This window comes from Amycolatopsis sp. NPDC098790 (assembly GCF_044759945.1).
GTDB lineage: Bacteria > Actinomycetota > Actinomycetes > Mycobacteriales > Pseudonocardiaceae > Amycolatopsis.
In genome coordinates this window covers 190,350-210,308 of the sequence record NZ_JBIWAI010000002.1, presented here as the reverse complement: position 1 = coordinate 210,308, position 19,959 = coordinate 190,350, and the positions used below count along the sequence as shown (strand labels likewise).

Sequence of the window (19,959 nt, the reverse complement as noted above, 5' to 3'; positions counted from 1 at the left end):
CACTCCTGTTGCTCAGATGCCGACGTAGTTCTCGGCGAAGAAATCCTGGTGTGCGCGGGACTCGCGCAGGTTGTCGAGCCGGGCGCGGCGCAGCGCGGACCCGAAGCTCCCGGCGTCGGCCGAGTCGTGGAGCAGGCCGATCATCCAGTGGGAGAACTCCTGCGCCCGCCAGATGCGGGGCAGGCAGGTACGCGAGTAGGCGGCGAGGGCACGCTCGTCGTCGCGCAGGAGGGCGTCGGCGAGCGCGGCCGCGAGCACCTCGGCGGCCATGATCGCGAGGTTGGCGCCCTTGGCGGCCGACGGGCTGATCAGGCTGGCGGCGTCCCCGACGAGGAAGAGCCGGCCGTGCTGCACCGGGTCGACGACGTCCGAGCGCAGCCGCACGATCCGGCGTTCGGTGACCGGCCCCCGCCGCAGCGGACCGAACTCGCCGGTGCGCATGCGGACGGCCAGTTCACTCCAGATCCGCTCGTCGGTCCACGCCGCGGCGTCGTCGCCGGGCGGCACCTGCAGGTAGTAGCGCGTGACCGCCGGACCGCGCGCCATGTGCCCGGCGAACCCGTTGCGGTGCAACGCGTAGGTGACCGCCGGCATGCTCTGGGGCGCCTCGGCGAGCACGGCCAGCCACGAGATCCCGTGGTCACGGACGTAGTGAGCCGGCGCCGGAACGGCCCGGCGGCTGACGCCGTTGCCGCCGTCGCAGCCCGCGAGGAACCGGGCGGCCACTTCGCCGGTGCTCCCCCGCTCGTCGCGGAAGCGCGCGGTCGCGGTCGCGGCGTCGACGTCCGTGACTGTCACGCCGAAGCGCACCTCGCCGCCGCGGGCGCGGTATTCGGCGATGAGGTCGGTGACGAGCAGCTGCTGCGGGTAGACGGTGTGCGGTTCACCGCGGCCGATCCGGTCGTACCGCAGTTCGAACTCGCCGGCTTCGTCGCGGAACGCGCAGGTGCCGTGCGTGCTGCCGTGGCGAAGCATCCCGGCGCCGAGCCCGTGCTCGGTCAGCACCCGGGCGCTGTTCGAGCCGAGGAACCCCGCCCGCGCCCGGGCTTGCACGTGCTCCTGGCTGCCGCGTTCCAGGATGATGGTGTCGATCCCGGTCGCGCGCAGCAGGTTCCCCAGCACCAGCCCGGCGGGCCCCGCGCCGACGATGAGCACCGATGTCCGATCGGCCATTTCTTCCCGGCCCGTTCCCTTCTCCATGACAACGGGCCGCCCACACCGGGCGGCCCGGGCGAGACCTAATCAGGTCAACGGCCCCATCTCCGTGTGTCGGCGCCCGTGGCGCGCGGAATCACCCATACGGGACCGCCGCCGGCCCCACCGGCCCCGCGCGGCCGTCGGCCATCGCTACGCGCAGCTGGGCCGGCAGCTAGGTCGCGCCGGTCCTGGCGAGCAACTGTCCGATGCTGCCGTCCACAGAGGATTCTCCGTGAGCCGGGAAGACCTCGACGGCTCTGATGAATCCATTCTGGACGCGACCGCCGAGACGACAGAAAACCGGGATTTCCATTCCCGAGCCGGCAACCGGTGCGATTAGGGCACCGGATCGAACTTCGCCCGGTGCAATCCGCAGACCGCGCTTGATCCGAACAATCACCACCCCATGACCGATGAATGGGGCACCAATGCGGCATTCGAGTGACGTTGCCACGCGTTGTTGCCCTCAACTTCCGGTCGGTGCCAGGGTGACCTCGGGGGCGTTGCCGAGATCAGTCCGTTGTCGATCTCCTGCAACAGCTTCCCGTCCGCACGCGAGGGGGCTTTGGGGAATGTGCGCGCACGTTGTTCACGTTGGGCCTCCTCGTCTCTTCGAAGGGGGTTCTACCGAATGCGTAGATCGAATTACCAGAGAAGAAGATTCCGTTTCACCGTCGTCCTGAGTTCGGCTGTTCTCGTGGCGTCCGCCCTGACCACCGGAACCGCGGCAGCCGAAACCACCACCGACGGACAGGCCGGTTTGGTGTCCGACCGGCAGTCGCCCACCGGGCAGCCGGTCCAGGTTCCGGTAAGCGCTGTCAACCAGACGAACCCGCCGCCGCGCACGCTCGCCGAACGAGTCCGGTGGGAGTCGGCTCCCAAGCAGGAGACCTACTCGGCCGACATCGGCAAGTACGCCACTTCCGGGCCGGCACCACTGATCGCCGTCGACCCGGTCACCCTCGACGAGTGCGACAACCACGAGTTCCCGTCCGGGGATCCGGTGTGGTGGCACAAGAACCACTACTCCACCTGCTGGTCCGGGTTCGACAACCTGTACAAGCCCGCTTCGTGCCCCATCTTCTGCAGCGACTCGCTCAACTCGTTCCGGCTGGTCGTGATCGGTGTCGGAGACTCGAACGTCGTGCCGCCCGGCACCACGAGCCCGCCGGTCCGCAAGGCCCGGTTCACGATCCGCACGAGCGAGGGCCAGAAGTACGGGCCGGAGCCGGCGCCGGACAGTTCGCTCATCCAGCTCCGGCTCAACTGCGTCGCCCTGGACGATTCAACTTGCCAGAACTCGCAGAGCGGCGGCGTGACCAGGACGCTCGGCGAGCTCCGCTCCGGCTTCGAGACCAGCTTCGACCTCACCATCAGCGGGCCCGGCGCGTTCCCCGACGACCCGGATCAGAAGACCTACTACAACACCTCGCTGACCATCACCAACACCCTTCCGCCGGACTACCTGCCCCCCGAGGTCTCGTTGCCCGACGACGCCCTGCGCTGCGACACCTCGACCTACACCTTCAACGTCGACACCCAGCGCCGGGACAACGGTGCTTGCATCTTCACCAACGTCGATGCCGTCCTGCACTACTCGAAGGCGGCCGGCTCACCGGTGAAAGCCGTCGCCGAGCACATCGAGCTGGCCCAGACCCACCCGGAGAACACCAAGCCCGGCGGCGTGGGCAAGAACATCCCAGGCTCGCGGGCCTCCGGTGCCCATCTCTTCCGCCTCGTTCCCGAACTGGGTGTGGGGCGGGACGACCGGTACGAGGCCAACCGGCTCATCGCGGTCGCGAACTGCATCCGCTTCTGGGGCCTGGGCTACACCAAGGGCGGCACGCTGGACTGCGACGAGTACCCGTTCGCGTCGACGTACGAGGGAGCCGCGTACAACCTCTGGAACGGAGGCGGCACCGCGGTGTCCTACTCCTCGATGCCCTTGGACAGGTCCCAGAACCGCGCCGCCGGGCGCGCCCTGGGCATCTGGTACTCCGTGGACCACATCCTCGAGAAGGACGGGTACTACGTCCAGATCGACAGCTAGGCTGAATCCGGCCTATCGGAGGTGACGGTGGCGCGGCTGCTGGCTGCCCAGGAAGCGCAGGTACCCGTGACCTACGGGATGTTCGGCCTGCTCACCGGCGCCGGCGGCGACCCGCTCGCCGACGAACACGACGTCGCCGTCGTCACGCCCGGCGGCGTCGGGTTCTTCAGCGCCGGCAGAGACCACACGGCAACAGTGCGCCTCGAATTTTGGGACAGCGAACCAGAAGCCGCCCCCTCCCAGGTCGAGACGGTCACGGGCATCGCCACGATCGTTCCTTCACCAGCGGTGGTGCTCGTGACCGTCGACACCGGTTACTCACGCGACATCCCCACACCGTTCACCGGCGACAGCCGGGTCGAGGTGAGCTGCTCCGGCCGGGAAGAGGCCGAACGTCTCACGAACGAAGAGCACGAGATGTTCTACGAAGACGTCGAGCGGTGGCTCGTCCGGATGTGGCCCGACGAACAACGTCTCAACTGCCGAACGAGGTGAGCGCCGGCCGCAGGAAGTCGACGAACGCCGGTGCGTGGGTCAGGTGGGGAATGTGCGCGCCGGGGGTTTCGGTCACCGGCACCCCGAGCTGTCCGGCGAGCCATTGGCAGCACTCGAACAGCCAGTAGCCGGCCGCGGACGGATCCCGGTTGTCGGCTCCCGACGTGACGACACACGGCACCCGCACCTCGGCGAGCTCCCGTGCGGCAGGAAGGTAGTTCAGCGCCGGGGTCACTTCGACACCGAACAAGACCTCTCCGTCGGTCAGCAGCCGGGCCCGGAAATCGGGGTCGAAGGACTCGTACGCGTCGTCGCCGGCGACCCACCGCTGGAACCTCTCGACCGCGGCAGGGGGCCCGCCCTCGGCCATGCCGGCGGCGACGACGTCCTCGATCGCCTTGGCGACGACGTCCGGTGCCGAACTGACCGCGACGAGGGGCGGTTCGTGGAGGACCGCACCCCGGACCACCTCCGGGAACCGCAGCGTGAGACAGGTGAGGATGATCGCCCCCATGCTGTTCCCGCAGGCGGCGACCGGACCGAGCCCGAGCGCCGCGACCAGCGCGGCCGCGTCATCGGCCTGCTCGTCCATGGTCGTGGTGGACCAGCCTTCCGGACGCGGGCTGCGCGAATTGGCGCGCCGGTCGTAGGTCAGCACAGTGAATTCGTCGGCCAAACCGTCGGCGACCGCACTCCATTGACCAGCGTCGCCGACAGCCCCCGAAATGAACAACAGCGACGGCCCCTTGCCACGCAGTTCGTAGTACAGCGTCGTTCCGTTGACCGTTAGGAAAGACATGACATCCTCCGGTGACGGCGGCGGAACCTCGCTCGCCGGGCAACGGAGGTGCTGCTCGCCCGCGTGGCCCTGCCGCCTGTCCCACCCTCGACCCGACCACGCCGGACGAACCGGCACCAGAGCCCAACGACCCTGAATCGTCCGCTCGGCGGGCGTGTTCACCCATTCCTTACGAAAGAAGAACGCGCCCGCGCCGACCGGCCGCCCAGCGGAATAGCGCGGGTGCGCCGCACGTCTGTACACCTGCACGTCCAGGTGCGTTTCACCTGGTGCCCCAGCTTCGCGCCGCAAGGCGGGGAAGGGAGAGCTGTGCCTCAGCAGGCCAAGTACCACAAGAGTCCGGAAGCCGTGTCGCGGCTGGATCCGGAGCAGTACCGCGTGACCCAGCAGGACGGCACGGAGCGTCCCTTCGCGAACGCTTACTGGGACAACCACGAGCCGGGCATCTACGTCGACGTCGTGTCCGGCGAGCCGCTGTTCGCTTCGGTCGACAAGTACGACAGCCGGTCCGGGTGGCCGAGCTTCACCAAGCCGATCGCCAAGTCGAACGTCGTCGAGCGGGAAGACTTCAGCCACGGGATGATCCGGGCGGAGGTCCGCTCGCTGAACGCGGACAGCCACCTCGGCCACGTGTTCGACGACGGCCCGCTCGACAAGGGCGGCATGCGCTACTGCATCAACTCCGCGTCGTTGCGGTTCATCCACCTCGACGACCTGGAAGACGCGGGCTACGGCGACTACCGCACCCTGTTCGCCGGCGACACCGACGGCCAGTGAGGACACCGGCGCGCGAACTCCGGTTCGCGCGCCGGCCCGATCGAGGAGAGCCCATGCCGACCCCGCCCGACACGACCTCGGCCCCGGTGGAGATCGTCGCGATGCTGGTCTCCTCCACGCACGCCTTCGAAGGCCGCCCCGCGGACGGCCCACGGCCCGACCCGGCACCCGTCGAGCGCGACGAGGTGACCGTTCGCGCCGGGCTCGGACTCGTCGGTGACCGGTACTTCAACCAGCCCGCCCACCGCCGGGCCGCCGTCACCCTCTTCGCCGCGGAGTCACTCGACGTCCTCGCGCGAGACCTCGACCTCGCCGTGGTGCCGGGGCCCCACCTGCCGCGACGCAACATCGTCGTGCGCGGGTTTCCCGTCGACGAGCTGGCCGCGCCGCGGGGCGGGACCGGAGCCGTCTTCGGCCTCGACTCCGGAGCGGGCGAAATCCGGTTCCAGGCCCACCGCCCGGCCCACCCGTGCGCCTGGATGGACGTGGTGCTGGCGCCCGGCGCGTTCCGCGGGCTCCGCGGGCACGGCGGCGTGCGCTGCACCCCTCTCGACGACGGAATCCTGCGGGTGGGTCCCGCGACCCTCACCGTGGTGCGCTCCCCCGCGGCCTGACGTGTCCGGTTCTGGCCACTGACCGGGGAGCGGAAACGGCACCTCGGCTTCCGACCTGCGGCAAACTGTTACATTGCCGACGAGGCCTGTCACTCGGACGGCGGAGAGGGAGATCCGGTGGGTTTCGAGGTCGACGTCGCGGACATCAACACCGCGGCGGCCAAGCTCAGTGCGGGGACGTCGCCGACGCTGTCCATCGGCGGGTCGCCGAACGTCGGGAGCACAGCGCGCGCCGCCGGCTTCGCCGGGGACTACGACGTCTGGCTGGCGACGCGCAAGGACGACCTGGAGGCCGCGCAGCAGCAGGTCGACAACCTGGTCGAAAGCATCCAGACGGCCGCCAAGAGCTACCACAGCACCGATTCCGGGGCCCGCGACGCCTTCCTCAAAGCGCTGGACAGCAGCTTCGAGAGGATCGACCGGTGACGGCGGTGTTCGACAAGATCTACGCGCTCGCCGACCAGGTGGAGAAGGGCAGCACCACCGAACTGGACGACCGCGCCCGGGCCTGCCGGGCCACCAAGGAAACCATCGCCGACACCAAAGCCCTGCTGGAGAGCGTGCGCGTTCAGCTGGGCGAGGCTTGGCAGGGCGGGGCCGGCGAAGCGGCGCTCACCTCGCTGGAAGCGTTCAAGAAGAACCGCGACGACCAGGCCCAGGATCTCGAGGACTCGGCCAAGTCGTTCGAGACCATCCGTGACGCGCTGGCGAAGGCCCAGCAGGAAGCCCGGAACAAGCGCGCGGATGCCCAGGGCCTGCAGAAGAAGCTCGACCACGGCTGGCACGGCTTCGGGATCCGCCAGGTCGACCTCGCCGTCGCCTGGGCGCAGGACAAGGCCGTCAAGGCACAGGCCCTCGTCCTGCTGGCCGACCTGGAACGGGTGACCACCACCTACGACGCCATCCTGCTCATCGAGGGCCAGAAGCTGCGGTTCAAGACCGGTCAGGTGTGGGAGCTCGCCGGCTCCGAGAAGCGGAACCTTCTCGAGATCGGCGCGATCATGCTCCGCGAAGTACCCGGCCTCGCCGCCCTGATCGCCAAGAACCCGGAGCTGCGTGAAGCCCTGGTGCACCGGGACTGGGACAAGATCATGCAGAACCCCGAGGTCGCCCAGAAGATCTACGACTACCTCGGCTTCAAGTACGTGAAGGACGGCGACTTCTACACCACCGGCGAACATTCGATGCAGAGCTACCTGGGCTGGAAAGACTTCTACGACAAGCTCGGCCGGGTGCTCGGGATGAAGCTCGACGAAACCGGAACCGACGGCGACAACATGGAGTTCACCGACCCCGAGACCGGGAAGACCTATCGGCTGGAGCTGTGGAAGGGCCAGTACGGGAAGAACCAGTCGTTCGGCGGGGAAGTCGGCTTCTACACCAGCGATTCACCGAACAACGACGGGCACTTCAACGCCGCACAGGGTGACGACCAGATCAAGGTGACCCAGACCATCTACAACAAGGAATCCGGCGAGGTCTACTTCACCAACGACGGCCAGGGCGCCGACGGCACCGACAAGAAGCACTTCTGGAACCTGGCCATCCGCACCGACCCGGACGTGAACCCCGAACAGCTGGGTCAGCGATCCACGATCGAGGTGCGCAACGTCGAGATGCGCGACCGCATGTACGACGAGATGGTCCGGTACGCCGCCGCGCACCCCGACGACCACCTCACCGTCACGAAGGGTTCCGACCAGCCGCCCACGCTGAGCTACGACTGGCGCAAGTGACCCCTAAAGCGAGCCCACCGGCTTGAACTCGTACGGCTCGTCGTCCTCCGCCTGCGGCCGCGCCCGGCGAGCGGTGACCGGGTCGCTCAGGCCGGCGAACACGCCGTCCACGTCGACCAGGGCGGCGACCTCGTCGGCGACGTGCTGGCCGTGCCGGTCTTCGACGTCTTCCAGCCCCGTGCGCAACGCCAGGGTAGCGGCGCTCCTGGCCTGGTCCCGCAACGCGCTTGCCAGCTCCACCGGCGTTTCGCCGGAACCCCGCCTCGAGTCGGTCATGCCCTCAGCCTAGACGGACCGAGCCGGGTTCGAGCCCGTTTCCGCGACGGCGTCGAACTGGCCGAGACACCCTGCGGCGCGGCATCGCCGTACTGCTGGCCCAGTGTGTCGACCGGGGTCTTCACGGGCGCGAACCGCACGAGCGGGTCGCCATGCTGGTGGACGTCCAGAGAGCAGGTTCGGCGGCTCGCCGGCGAGGGGCACACCGCGTCCCGTACCCGGGCCTGTTCGTGCCGGGATCCAAGGGAAAGGCCGGGCATGAGATGACCACGCTCGAGCAGCAGACGAGCCACGCGATCCGACCGTTCACGGTGTCCTTCCGGAAAGGCGCGCTCGACCAGCGCACCCAAGCGAGTTGATGAACTTCGGGGTCTTGTCCCAGTCCGCCGCGCTCATCGCGCCGCTCTTGGGCCAGTCGACCTGGTGCAGGCTGGCCTTGACGACCTCGGCCGCACCCCGGCCAGCGCCTTCTGCGCCGCGGTCTGCACCGGCTCGGAGTCGATGTTGGCGTTGAGGTAGGCGGTGGCTTGCTGCACCGCGATGGCGACCTTCTTCGCGACGTCGGCGTGCTCGGCGAGATAACTGTTGCGCGCGATCAGCCCGCCGAGGACGGCAAGCTCGTCGTCCTCGCCGGCGGCCCCGCCGCCCTGAAGGACACCGTCACGCCGGTCTTCGACGCCATCGGCGCCCGCACGGTGTGGGTCGGCGACCGGCCTGGGGACGGGCATCGCCTCAAGCTCGCCGCCAACGCCTGGGTCCTGTCGGTCACCGCCGCCACGGCCCAGAGCATCGCCATCGCCGACCGGCTCGGGATAGACCCCGGCGGCCTCCTCGACGTGATCGCCGATGGCCCGCTCGACTGCGACTACGCCCAGCTCAAGGGCAAGGCGATGATCCAGGACGAGCTCGAGCCGTCGTTCGGGCTCGGCGGCGCGGTCAAGGACAGCGCCCTAATCCTCGACGCGATGCGCGATGCGCGAAGCCGGCGTCGACGACCGGCTGATGGCCGCCATGCACGACCAGTTCGCCGCCGCCGAAACCGACCACGGCGACGAGGACATGGCCGCGATCGTCCACGTCGCCACCGGCACGCACTGACGCGACGGAGCGGCGATCGGCCGGGCCCTGGCGACGACCGGCTCGATGTCCTGGGAGATCCGGTGGGCGTCGCTCCTGGGTTTCGCGTTGCCGGCGGTCTTGCAAGCCGTCGTGCGCAAGGCGACCGTCGCGAAGCTGCTCGGCGACGACCGGCCGCGCAGCCTCGCGTCGGATGGCGACTACAGGACGTCGATTCGAGCTACGCTCCGATCGCCCCGGCTTCAAGATCGCGTTCGCGATCCGCGGGGTCGGTGTTTCCTCACTCCGGTGACGGATTCAGCCCACGTGCTGCGGCCGCGGTCTCGCGGGCTGCTGTCCCCACCGTTGCGTGCGGAAGGGGTGCCCCACGACCCAGGACCTCGAGGGCCAAGCCGCTCAAGGCGATGCGGTTGGGCAAGCCCGTCTTGGCGATCAGGTTGCCCACGTGGCGCTCCACCGTGCGGGGTGACAGGTGCAGGCGGGCCGCGATCTCCTGGTTGTTCAGCCGGCCGGCCAGCAGCCCGAGCACTTCGTACTCCCGGGCGGTCACCCCCGCCGAGCGCAGCCGCTGCGGGATGTCGTCGGTGCCCCGCCGGTGCTGTGGTACGCGGACGCCTTCGCGTCGCAGCAGGGCGCGGCACGCCCGGGCCACCGCCGGCACCCTTCTTCGGTGGAAGAACCGCTCGGCGGCGCGCAGCCAGGCGACCGGGTCACCCCAGCCGTCATCCAATGCGGCCTCGCCCACCAGGCGCAGGGCGAGGTGACGGCTGGTCGCGTACGGCTCGGCGACCCGGAGTGCGTCGACCATCACCCGCTCGGCGCGCCGGCGTTCACCCTCTCGCCCCAGCAGGACGGCCCGGGCGAACAGGGCGAACTGCCGGTCCCAGCGCAGGCCCGCCGCCGGGTCGGCGTGCACGGCCCGCCACTCCGATCGGCCCGCCGTCCCGTCCAGCACCCCGAGGAAGAGGTGCAGCCCGTGCCGGCCGGACAGGTGATCGACGTCTTGGTGCCGCACGGCCACCTCGAGGTCCTCGCGAGCCTGAGCGGGGTTTTCCTCCAGCAGCGCGAGGAATGCGCCCGCCAGGCCGTGGACGCGGGGCGTGTGCAGCGTGAGGTCCCCGCGGTGCTCCTCGAACGCGGCCAGCGCCTCGGTCAGCCCCGCCCGATCACCGCGGTGCCCGGCGAGCACCACCCGCAGGAGCAGGGCGTAGCGCATGGTCTCCGACTGGCGGAACCGCACGGTCGCGGCCAGCGCCGTGGCGAGCAGTTCACGGGCCTCGGTCAGGTCCCCGCGCAGGATCGCGTGCAGGGCCAGGCTCGTCTCGGCCTGGTAGCGGGCGGTCACCGAGCCCGCCTGGGTCGCCTGGTCGCGAGCGCGGTGCAGGCGCGTGAGGTCGCCGGTGCGCAGCGCGTCGTCGTTGCCCAGGCGGACCAGCGCGTGCAGCTCCCACAGCGGCAACCGGTGCAGCACGGCCAGCGAATGCGCGTGGTCCAGGCAGGCGGTCGCCTCGGCGACGTCGCGCTGGCGGGCGATCGCGGCGAGCAGCAGCCAAGCCTGGCAGGCGACCACCGGCAGCGGCACGGACTCGGCGACCGTCGCCGCCTGCCGGGCCAGCTCTTCGGCCCTCGTGCGCCGGGCGGGATCCGGCTGGTCGTAAGCGATGTGCGCGGCCACGACGTCGATCGGGGCGTGGTCGGCCGCCGCCGCGTCCGGGCCGAGCAGCGCCCGCGCGGTGTCCACCTGGGCCGATGCCTCGTCCACCCGCCCCGCGACCTCGAGGGCCCACGCCAGCTTGGTGTGCAGCGCCGCCCGCCGGGCCGGGGCCGGCCCGTCGAGCTGCTCGAGCGTCGTCATCGCCGACAGCGCCCGGTCCACCAGGCCGTCTTCGGCCAGGGCCAGCAGCAGCTGTTCCAACGTCTCCGCCCGGGTCGCCGGGTCGCCGGCGAGCAGTTCCCATGCCTGGCCGAGCAGATCGACCGCCGCGGTGCTCGCGCCCCGGTCCAGCGCGCGGCGGCCGGCTTCGGCGAACAGGCGGCCGGCTGCGGGCCGCTGGCCGGCGGCCAGGCGCAGGGTGGCGGCGAACTCGCACCAGTTCCCCGGCAGTCCGGACTGCATCGCCTCCACCGCGTCGGCCGTCCGGGCCGCCCACCGAACGCGATCGTCGTCCCCGAGCTGGGCCAGCACGGCCGCGCGGCCCAGCGGGTGGCCGAACGCGAACCAGCCCGGCTCGCCGTCCGGTTCGACGAGCGGTCCGGCCAGGTCGTCGCGCAGCAGGCCGAGCACGAAGTCATCGGTCTGGCCGGTGACGCGGGCGACCACGGCGACCGGGAAGCGGAGGCCGAACGCCGCCGCGGCGGACAGCACCGCACGCGTCCCCTCGCCCGTACCCGCGATGCGGGCGGCCAGCGGACGGGTCAGCGCGGGCGGCAGCACGGCGTCGGGGAGATCCGCGGCCACCCAGTCCTCGCCATCCCGCGCAAGCACCCCCTCCTGCACCAGCGCGGTCACGACTTCTTCGGCCAGGAATGGGTTTCCGGCGCTGCCCGCCCACACCAGATCCAGCGCGGCGGAGGGCACCGCCGCGGCCGTGCCGAGGTGCGCGGCTACGAGCGGCCTCAAGTCGGTCCGGGAGAGCCGGCTCAGCTCGATCAGCAGGCCGCGGCCGCGCTGCGCGGCTTCGCGCGCCACCGTGAGCGCTGCACCGGGCGTGTCGCGCAGCCCGCAGAGCAGCACCGCCGGCTGCCGGTCGAGGTTGTCGATCAGGTATTCCAGGGTCGCCAGCGTCGCGGTGTCGGCGTCGTGGAGGTCGTCGAGCGCGAGCAGGCAGCCACGGCCTTCGCCGGCGACCGCGATCAACCGCAGCACGGCCTCGCCGAGCAGAACCGGCGAGTCGGCCACGGCTCCGGCGGGCGGAGTGCTCCACGCGGGCACCAGGGTGCCCAGCGCCGGTGCGTAGGAGCCGAGCGCGGCCGGGTCGACCGGTTCCGTGCGCAGCAGGTGCAGGATCGCCTCGGTCAGTGGACGGAACGACACCGGAGGTCCGATCGCGCTGGCCCGGCCGCGCAGCACCGCCATGCCCGCCGCGGTCGCCCGGTCGACGCCCGCGTCGATCAGCCGGGACTTCCCGATCCCGCTCTCGCCGACGACGAAAACGGCGCCACCACGGCCTTCCCGGGCGGCTGCCAGCGCTTCGTCCACCGCTCGTGTCTCTTCGCCGCGCCCCACCACGACGGGTGAGCGGTACTCCATCGGACCATCTTCGGCGGTCCACCCGCGAACTCTGCGGACACTTCTGACGGCATCCGATCGGCGTAGCAGCACGGAAACGGGCGTACGGACCGTACCGGACCACCCGCGTGCCGTCATGCGGGCCGAACCCGCACTTTTCGGTGACGCGGCCCCGCCCCCGGGCCACCGCACCGCGGCCCGGCCACGCACGGGGCGGGGTTTTCCCCGGCCGGCGTCGCGTTCGGCGCGTCGACGCGGCGCCGCGGGAACCTGGGTGGCCGTGACCGAAGCGCGACCGTCCGTCACCGGCCGAGTCTGGAAGGACCGAACCGGACCGAGGAGGACCCATGGGCGAACCCGTGCTCGTCAGCGTCGTCGCACAGGACCCGATGCTCGAAGCCGGCGTGACGGTGGCCGTGCACGGCTGCCCCGACGTCGAGGTCTCCCCACCGGGGGTGCCGCCCGCGGTCACCGTCGTCATCGTCGACGAACTGGGCGAGCGGGAATTGGACCTGGTGCGGGCCACCCGCACCGCCGAGCACCGCCCCGAGGTGGTGCTCGTGAGCACCGACCTGACACCCGGTCAAGCGCTGCACGCCATCGCCACCGGCGCCCGCGGCCTGCTGCGGCGCCGGGACACCGACCCGGACCGGCTCGCCCGTACGGTGCTGGCCGCCGCGGCCGGAGACGCCGCGCTGCCCCCGGACCTGCTCGACCACCTGCTCGACCACACCGCGGCGGACGCCTACCCCGCCCCCGCCGACGGGCTCGGGCTCGACGACCGGGAACGGGAGGTCTTCCGGCTGGTCGCCGACGGCCGGGAGACCGCCGAGATCGCCCGCGAGCTGAGCTACTCCCAGCGCACGGTCGCCGGGGTCGTGCACGACGTCACCAACCGCTTCCGATTGCGCAACCGGGCCCACGCGGTGGCCTACGTGCTGCGGGCGGGGCTGCTGTGACGCGGCCCGGCGGCGAAGTGCCCGTCCGGGTCACCGCGTCCGACGACGTCCGGCGCGAGAACGTCCACGCGGCACTGGGCCGCGCGGGGGTGCCGGTGCAGGAATCCGCCGACAGCGTCCTGCTGGCCGCGGGCCCCACCGTGGACGACGCGCTCGCGGACTGCCCGGCCGGTGCGCGGGCCGGCGTCGTGGTCGTCGCCGACCGGCTGCCGGAGGACGGCGTGCGGCGGGCCGTGCGGGCCGGGATCGCAGTGCTCGTCCAGTCCGCGAAGGCGACGCCGGTCCGGTTGGCCGCCGCGGTGCGCTCGGCCCACGACGGCGACGGACGGCTGCCGCACGAGGCGCTCGTCCGGCTGCTGGGCACCGACCGGCGCGCCCGGCGCAAGCCGCCGCGGCTGACCGCGCGCCAGCTGACCATGCTGCGGCTGATGTCCGACGGCCTGGACAACATCGCCATCGCCCGGACGCTCTCGTGCTCGACGCACACCGTGAAGAACGTGATCTACGAGCTGATGAGCCGGCTGCAGGTGCGCAACCGGGCCCACGCGGTGGCGGCCGGCGTGCGCGCCGGGCTGATCTGACCGCCGGGCATGGGTAGAACGCGCAGAACTGCCCGCACCCGGCGGGTGCCGCCGCTTCCCTGGTGACGTCCCGCGCGGGCGACGGAGACTCGAGGCCCGGGACAACAGCGCGGGAGGCCGAAGTGCACGACGAGGTCAACGACGACGACACAGTGGTGTCGTACGCGCAGCGGCGGCTCTGGTTCGCCCAGCAACTCGACCCGGGCTCGGCGGACTACCTGCTGCCCCTGGCGGTGCGGCTGTCCGGCGACCTGGACACCGGCGCGCTCGAGCGGGCATTGACCGGGATCGCCGACCGCCACGAGGTGCTGCGCACCCGGTTCGCCGCCGTCGACGGCGAACCGCGGCCGCGGGTCGAGCCACCGGGCCGGACGCGGGTGCACCACGCGCGGGCCCGCGACGCGGCCGAGCTGTTCGACCGTGAACTGAGCCGGCCGATGGACCTCGCCGCCGCCCCGCCGATCCGGATGACGTTGGCGCGCCTGGACTCCGGCGACCACCTCCTGCTCGTCGTGGTGCACCACATCGCCGTCGACGGGCGGTCGTGGGACGTGCTGCTCGACGAGCTGGCGGCCGGTTACCGCGGCGAGCCGGTCCCGGTACCGGCGACGCGGTACGCCGAGTTCGCCCGGAAGCAGCGCGACCGGTTGTCCGGCGCCCGCTTGGAGCGGCTGCTGCAGCACTGGCGCACCCGGCTGGCCGGCCTCGCGCCGCTGGACCTGCCCACCGACCGGCCGCGCCCGGCGTTCTGGGACGGCGCCGGCGACGTCGTGCGGTTCACCGTGCCCGCCGAGCTGGTCGCACGAGCGGACGAGCTGGCGAAAACCCACCGCGTCACCCGGTACATGCTGCTGCTCGCCGTCTACCAGGCGCTGCTGGCGCACTACTGCGGCCGCGACGACATCGCCGTCTGCACCACGCTTTCCGACCGCACGCGTCCCGAGCTCTCCGGGCTGATCGGGCCGTTCGTCAACACCGTCGTGCAGCGCACGGACCTCGGCGGCGACCCGTCGTTCACCGAGCTGCTGGGCCGGGTCCGCGAGACGGTGCTCAGCGGGCTCTCCGCGGCGGAAGCGCCGTTCGAGCGGGTTGTCGGCGCGGTCAGCGCCGAGCGGGACCTCTCCCGCCACCCGCTGGCGCAAGCCTCCTTCACGCTGGTCAACACCGCACTCGCGCCGATCCGGCTGCCGGGCCTGACCGCCGAGCTGGTGCCGCCACCGCTGGTCGGCGCGCCGATGGACGTCTTCCTCGACCTCAACCTGCGCTCCGACGGCGGGCTGGCCGCGCGGCTCCAGTACGCGACGGCGCTCTTCGACGCGGCGACCATGCGGCGGTTCAGCGAGGGCTACCGGACGCTGCTGGCCGCGGTGCTCGCCGCGCCCACGACCCCGGTCGCCAACCTCGCCGCCGGGCTGGGTCCCCTCCTCGACGCAACACCGGATTCGCTTGCCGTAGCGGGAGATCCGGCCGCGACCGCGCTGGTCGACGCCGAGCGCGAGGTCACCTACGGCGAGCTCACCACCATGGTCGCCGGACTCGCCGGCGCCCTGCACGCCCGGGGAGTCCGCCGCGGGGACGCGGTGGCCGTGTCGGCGAAACGCGGTGTGTGGTCGGTGACCGCGATGCTCGCGATCTGGCGGATCGGCGGGGTGTACGTCCCGCTCGACCCCGCGCTTCCGTTGGAGCGCAAGCGGTTCATGGTTTCCGAAGTGAACGTGACCCACGTGATCGCGGACACCGGGACCGCATTGGGCGTACCGGTCGTGCCGGTGACCGAGACCGGGCCGGACGCACCGGGCGTCCGGGCGCACCCGCGGGATCTCGCGTACGTCATTTTCACTTCCGGCTCGTCCGGACGTCCCAAAGCCGTCGGTGTGGAGCACCACACCCTGGCCGCGCACGTTGCAGCGGCCCGGCGGCACTTCGGGTTCACCGCCGCAGACCGGGTGCTGGCCTTCTCGTCGTTCTCGTTCGACGCCTCCCTCGACCAGCTGCTGCCGGCGCTGAGCTCAGGCGCGACCGTGGTCGTCCGGCCGGACGAGCAGTGGCTGCCGTCCGGGCTGCCGGCGATCGTGCGGAACCACGGCCTGACCGTGCTCAACCTGCCGCCGACGTACTGGACGGAACTGGCGTTCGCGCTCACCGGCGACACCGCGCCCGCGCTGCGCTCGCTGCGGCTGCTGATCCTGGGCGGGGAGACGGTCCCGCCCGCCGCCCTGGCCGCGTGGCGGCGGCACGCCCGCTGGGTCCGCGTGAGCAACGCTTACGGGCCCACCGAAACCGTCGTCACCGCGACCGTGCACGACGTATCCACAGTGGACGAGAACGTCCCGATCGGCCGAGCGCTGGGCGGGCGCCGCACCTACGTGGTGGACGACCAGGACCGGCTCGCGCCCACCGGCGAGCTGCTCATCGGCGGCCCGGAGCTGGCCCGGGGCTACCTGGGCGATCCGGCGCGGACCGCGGAACGCTTCGTCCCCGACGCCTTCGGTGGCACCGGCGGGCGGCTCTACCGCACCGGCGACCTGGTGCGCCGCCGTCCGGACGGTGAGCTCGAGTTCCTGGGCCGGGTCGACGACCAGGTCAAGGTGCGCGGATTCCGCATCGAACTCGGCGAAGTCGACGCCGCGCTCGCCCGCTGCCCCGGCGTCCGGGCGGCGGCCGCCGCGGTGCGGCAGGACGCTCAAGGCGGGCGGACGCTGGTCGGGTACGTCGTCGGCGAGGCCGGCGGGGTGCGCGAGGAGTGCGCGCGGTGGCTGCCTGCCCACGCGGTCCCCACGGACATCGTCACCCTGGACGCGCTGCCGGTGAACGCCGCGGGCAAGCTCGACCGGGCCGCGCTGCCGGAGGCCCACCAGCACCGGCTCGCACCGGGCGCCGGGTTCACCGCACCCCGCGACGACACCGAGCGCGCGATCGCGGCGATCTGGAGCGAGGTGCTCGGCGTCGAGCCGATCGGCCTCGACGACTCCTTCTTCGACCTGGGCGGGCATTCGCTGCTGGCCACGATGGCCGTGTCCCGGGTCGCCGAGCGGCTCGGCCGCGACGTCGAGCTGCGCACGCTGTTCGAAAACCCGCGGCTGCGCGAGTTCGGCCCGAAGGTCGCCGCGGCCCGCGTGGCCGGGGGCGCGGGCATCGTGCCGGTGGACCGCCGCGGGCCGCTGCCGATGTCGTTCGCGCAGGAACGGCTGTGGTTCCTCGACCGGATGTCGGACCTCGGCGAGGACTACGTGCTCTGGTTCTCCTGGCGGGTCACCGGCCCGCTGGACCGCACGGCCTGGCAGGGCGCGCTCGACGACGTCGTGGTCCGGCACGAAGTCCTGCGGACCGCGCTGGTCGAACGGGACGGGCGGCCGGTGCAGCTGGTGCGCGACGCCGTCACGGTGCCGCTGCGGTGGACCGGTGCCGCCGACGCCGACGCCGTGCGAACCGAGGCGACCGCGTTCGCCACCGCCCGGTTCGACCTGGCCGAGCCGCCCTTGCTGCGCGCCGGTGTCTGGGCGCTCGGCCCCGAGGACCACGTCGTCGTGCTGGCCTTCCACCACGTCGCCACCGACGGCTGGTCGACGGGCCTCGTGTTCGCCGAGCTGGCCGAGGCCTACGCCGGGCACCACGTCGAGCCACCCGCGGTGCAGTACGGCGATTACGCGGTGTGGCAACGGGACCGCGACACCAGCGGACAGCTGGAGTACTGGCGCGACACCCTCGTCGGACTGTCTCCTTTGGACTTGCCGGGCGACCGGCCCCGCCCGGCGGTGCGCTCCGGGCGAGGCGCGGCCGTGCGGGTCTCGTGGCCGTTGCCGGCCGGGCTCGACGAGCTGGCCACCCGCTGCGGCGCGACCCGGTTCATGGTGCTGCTGGCCGTCTTCCAGCTCGTGCTCGGCCGCTGGGCCGGGCGGACCGACGTCGCCGTGGGCACCCCGGTGGCCGGGCGGGGGCGGACCGAGCTGGAGCGGCTGGTCGGGTTCTTCGTCAACACCGTGGTGCTGCGCGGTGATCTCGCCGGCGATCCGACGTTCGCCGGGTTCCTGGACCGCGTCCGCGACGGCGTGCTGGGCGCGTTCGACCACCAGGACGTGCCGTTCGAGCACCTGGTGCGGGAGCTGCGGCCCGACCGCGACCTGTCCCGCAACCCGCTGTTCGAGGTCATGTTCGACCTCGCCGAGTCGGCCGCGAGCCCGGCGCCCGCCGTCGACGGGCTCGGTTTCGCGCCCTTCACGCTGCCGTGGCGGTCGGCGAAGTTCGACCTGACCGCGAACGTCGTGCTCCACTCCGAGCGGGTCGACCTGGACCTCGAGTACAGCACCGACCTCTTCGACGTGGCGACCGTGCGCCGGTTCGCCGAGTGGATGCGCCGGACCCTCGTCGCGGTGACCGCGGACCCGGACGTCCGGCTCGGGGACGTCGACCTGCTCTCCCCCGGACAGCGCGAAGAGCTGCTGACGTGGGCCGGAACCGGTTGCACCGCACCAGATCCCGTCGTTGTCACCGGAGCGCCGGACGACGTCTCGCTGGTGTGCGGGGACGACCTCCTGAGCTACGGCGAGCTGGACGAGCGGGTCGGCGGCCTGGCCGGGGCACTCGTCGAAGACGGCGTCCGGCCCGGCACCGCGGTCGGGGTGCGGCTGGGCCGGGGCGTGGCCGCGGTGGTGGCGATGCTGGCCGTCTGGCGGGCCGGCGGCGTCTACGTGCCCCTGGACCCGCGGTTCCCCGCGCGGCGGCTGGAGTTCATGGTCGCCGAAGCCGACGTCGAGCGGATCATCGACGGCACCGAGTGCCCGGCGGTCCCGATCGGCCCGCGGACACCGGACCGGGACGAGACCGCCTACGTCATCTTCACGTCGGGCTCGTCCGGGCGGCCGAAGGCGGTCGCGGTCCCGCACGGCGCGCTCGCCGCGCACGTCGCCGCCGCCCGGGAGCTCTTCGAGCTCACCGCCGAGGACCGGGTGCTGTCCTTCGCGTCCTTCTCGTTCGACGCCTCCTTCGAGCAGATCCTGCCCGCCCTGAGCACCGGCGCCCGCGTGGTGCTGCGCCCGGACGAGGTGTGGACGCCGGCCGAGCTGGCCGAGCGGGTGCACGCCGAGGGCGTGACCGTCCTGGAGCTGACGCCGTCCTACCTGGCGGAAGTGACCGCCGGCGCCGACGACCTGAGCGGGCTGCGGCTGCTGGTCACCGGCGGCGAGGTGCTGCCCGCCGCGACGCTGGAGCGCTGGTTCGCCCGGCACCCCGACGTGCCGGTCGTGAACACCTACGGCCCCACCGAATCCGTCGTCTCCACGACCGCCCACCGGCTCACCGGCCCGGGCACGGGCCGGGTCCCGATCGGCCGGCCGCTGGGCGGCCGCCGGGTGTACGTGACCGACGCCCGCGGCGCGCTCGTCCCGCCCGGGGTGCCCGGCGAGCTGCTGGTGGGCGGGGACGAACTGGCCCACGGCTACCTCGGCCGGCCGGGCGCCACGGCGGAGAAGTTCGTGCCGGACGCCTTCGGCGGCACCGGCGGCCGCCTCTACCGCACCGGCGACCTGGTGCGGTGGCGGCCGGACGCGACCCTGGAGTTCCTCGGCCGCGTCGACGACCAGGTCCAGCTCCGGGGCTTCCGGGTCGAGCCGGGCGAGGTCGAAGCCGTGCTGCGAGAGCACCCGGCGGTCACCGACGCCGCCGTGGTGGTGCGCGACGTCCGGGGCGAGCCCGCGCTGGTCGCGTACGTCACCGGCGACGGGGACCTGCGCGCGTGGTGCGCGAGCCGGCTGCCGGGCTACCTGGTGCCCGCGGTGTTCGTGCCGCTGGCGGCGTTGCCGCGGACCGTGCCGGGCAAGCTCGACGTCGCCGCGCTGCCGGCCCCGGACGTGCCGGTGGTGGCGGAGTTCGAGGCCCCGGACTCGCCGACCGAGACGGTGACCGCGCAGATCTGGGCCGAAGTGCTCGGCGTCGCGCGCGTCGGGCGGCACGAAGACTTCTTCGCCCTCGGCGGGCATTCCCTGCGCGCGGTCGCGGTGGCCGCCCGGCTGCGGGCCGCGTTCGGCTGCCCGGTGCCGGTGCGCGACCTGTTCGAGCACCCGACCGTCGCGCGGCTCGCGGCGCGGGTGGAAGACCGGCTCGTCGCGGAGATCGCCGCGATGAGCGACGACGAGATCGACCTGTCCCTGACGGTGGATCACCGGAACTGAAA

15 protein-coding genes and 1 pseudogene are annotated in these 19,959 nt (G+C 72.2%); 11 read left to right on the top strand and 5 right to left on the bottom strand.

Annotated features, from left to right (window positions below):
* Positions 1 to 12: 12 nt before the first annotated feature.
* The gene (locus ACIQWX_RS14935; protein WP_400870062.1) at positions 13 to 1,173 is read right to left on the bottom strand and encodes a 4-hydroxybenzoate 3-monooxygenase; all 1,161 of its coding nucleotides are present in this window, start codon (positions 1,171 to 1,173) and stop codon (positions 13 to 15) included.
* Between the two features lie 721 nt (positions 1,174 to 1,894).
* Between ACIQWX_RS14935 and ACIQWX_RS14930 the strand changes: the two genes are divergently transcribed.
* Positions 1,895 to 3,247: a hypothetical protein gene (locus tag ACIQWX_RS14930; RefSeq protein ID WP_400870059.1), complete on the top strand. Its 1,353-nt coding sequence runs from the start codon at positions 1,895 to 1,897 to the stop codon at positions 3,245 to 3,247.
* 27 nt (positions 3,248 to 3,274) lie between these two features.
* Entirely contained in the window at positions 3,275 to 3,742 is a 468-nt protein-coding gene (locus tag ACIQWX_RS14925; RefSeq protein ID WP_400870056.1) for a hypothetical protein, read from the top strand.
* Here the strand turns inward: ACIQWX_RS14925 and ACIQWX_RS14920 are convergent.
* Positions 3,723 to 4,790, bottom strand: coding sequence for an alpha/beta fold hydrolase (locus tag ACIQWX_RS14920; protein WP_400870054.1), 1,068 nt, complete (start codon positions 4,788 to 4,790; stop codon positions 3,723 to 3,725). The genes ACIQWX_RS14925 and ACIQWX_RS14920 overlap by 20 nt on opposite strands.
* Positions 4,791 to 4,850: 60 nt before the next feature.
* On the opposite strand from ACIQWX_RS14920, the gene msrB reads away from it, so the two are divergent.
* The 4 genes from msrB (at position 4,851) to ACIQWX_RS14900 (ending at position 7,668) form a co-directional block, all read left to right on the top strand.
* Positions 4,851 to 5,318 (top strand): peptide-methionine (R)-S-oxide reductase MsrB, encoded by a 468-nt coding sequence (msrB, locus tag ACIQWX_RS14915; protein ID WP_400870051.1) that lies wholly within the window; start codon positions 4,851 to 4,853, stop codon positions 5,316 to 5,318.
* Between the two features lie 53 nt (positions 5,319 to 5,371).
* A complete protein-coding gene (locus ACIQWX_RS14910) occupies positions 5,372 to 5,932 on the top strand; it encodes an MOSC domain-containing protein (RefSeq protein ID WP_400870048.1) in 561 nt (186 codons plus the stop codon).
* A gap of 117 nt (positions 5,933 to 6,049) precedes the next feature.
* Complete coding sequence (locus tag ACIQWX_RS14905) at positions 6,050 to 6,358, top strand: hypothetical protein (protein WP_400870045.1); 309 nt, start codon at positions 6,050 to 6,052, stop codon at positions 6,356 to 6,358.
* Positions 6,355 to 7,668: a DUF4474 domain-containing protein gene (locus ACIQWX_RS14900; RefSeq protein WP_400870042.1), complete on the top strand. Its 1,314-nt coding sequence runs from the start codon at positions 6,355 to 6,357 to the stop codon at positions 7,666 to 7,668. Before ACIQWX_RS14905 ends, ACIQWX_RS14900 begins: the two co-directional genes overlap by 4 nt.
* A gap of 3 nt (positions 7,669 to 7,671) precedes the next feature.
* On the opposite strand, the gene ACIQWX_RS14895 is transcribed toward ACIQWX_RS14900, so the two are convergent.
* A complete protein-coding gene (locus tag ACIQWX_RS14895) occupies positions 7,672 to 7,944 on the bottom strand; it encodes a hypothetical protein (protein ID WP_400870039.1) in 273 nt (90 codons plus the stop codon).
* 392 nt (positions 7,945 to 8,336) lie between these two features.
* Positions 8,337 to 8,672: a hypothetical protein gene (locus ACIQWX_RS14890; RefSeq protein WP_400870036.1), complete on the bottom strand. Its 336-nt coding sequence runs from the start codon at positions 8,670 to 8,672 to the stop codon at positions 8,337 to 8,339.
* Here ACIQWX_RS14890 and ACIQWX_RS14885 point away from each other — a divergent pair.
* Both ACIQWX_RS14885 and ACIQWX_RS14880 read left to right on the top strand, forming a co-directional pair.
* Positions 8,640 to 8,864 (top strand): annotated as a pseudogene (locus ACIQWX_RS14885) (NAD-binding protein); the annotation flags it as partial. The gene ACIQWX_RS14890 and the pseudogene ACIQWX_RS14885 overlap by 33 nt on opposite strands.
* A 52-nt stretch (positions 8,865 to 8,916) precedes the next feature.
* Positions 8,917 to 9,042: a hypothetical protein gene (locus ACIQWX_RS14880; RefSeq protein WP_400870034.1), complete on the top strand. Its 126-nt coding sequence runs from the start codon at positions 8,917 to 8,919 to the stop codon at positions 9,040 to 9,042.
* Positions 9,043 to 9,301: 259 nt separating this feature from the next.
* Here ACIQWX_RS14880 and ACIQWX_RS14875 read toward each other — a convergent pair whose 3' ends face one another.
* On the bottom strand, positions 9,302 to 12,271 hold the full coding sequence (locus ACIQWX_RS14875; RefSeq protein WP_400870031.1) for an ATP-binding protein: 2,970 nt from the start codon (positions 12,269 to 12,271) through the stop codon (positions 9,302 to 9,304).
* Positions 12,272 to 12,597: 326 nt separating this feature from the next.
* Here ACIQWX_RS14875 and ACIQWX_RS14870 point away from each other — a divergent pair, with 326 nt between their 5' ends.
* The 3 genes from ACIQWX_RS14870 (at position 12,598) to ACIQWX_RS14860 (ending at position 19,957) form a co-directional block, all read left to right on the top strand.
* Entirely contained in the window at positions 12,598 to 13,209 is a 612-nt protein-coding gene (locus ACIQWX_RS14870) for a response regulator transcription factor (protein WP_400870028.1), read from the top strand.
* Entirely contained in the window at positions 13,206 to 13,790 is a 585-nt protein-coding gene (locus ACIQWX_RS14865) for a LuxR C-terminal-related transcriptional regulator (protein WP_400870025.1), read from the top strand. The genes ACIQWX_RS14870 and ACIQWX_RS14865 overlap by 4 nt, the downstream gene beginning before the upstream one ends.
* A 122-nt stretch (positions 13,791 to 13,912) precedes the next feature.
* Positions 13,913 to 19,957, top strand: coding sequence for an amino acid adenylation domain-containing protein (locus ACIQWX_RS14860; RefSeq protein WP_400870023.1), 6,045 nt, complete (start codon positions 13,913 to 13,915; stop codon positions 19,955 to 19,957).
* The last annotated feature ends 2 nt before the right edge of the window (positions 19,958 to 19,959 follow it).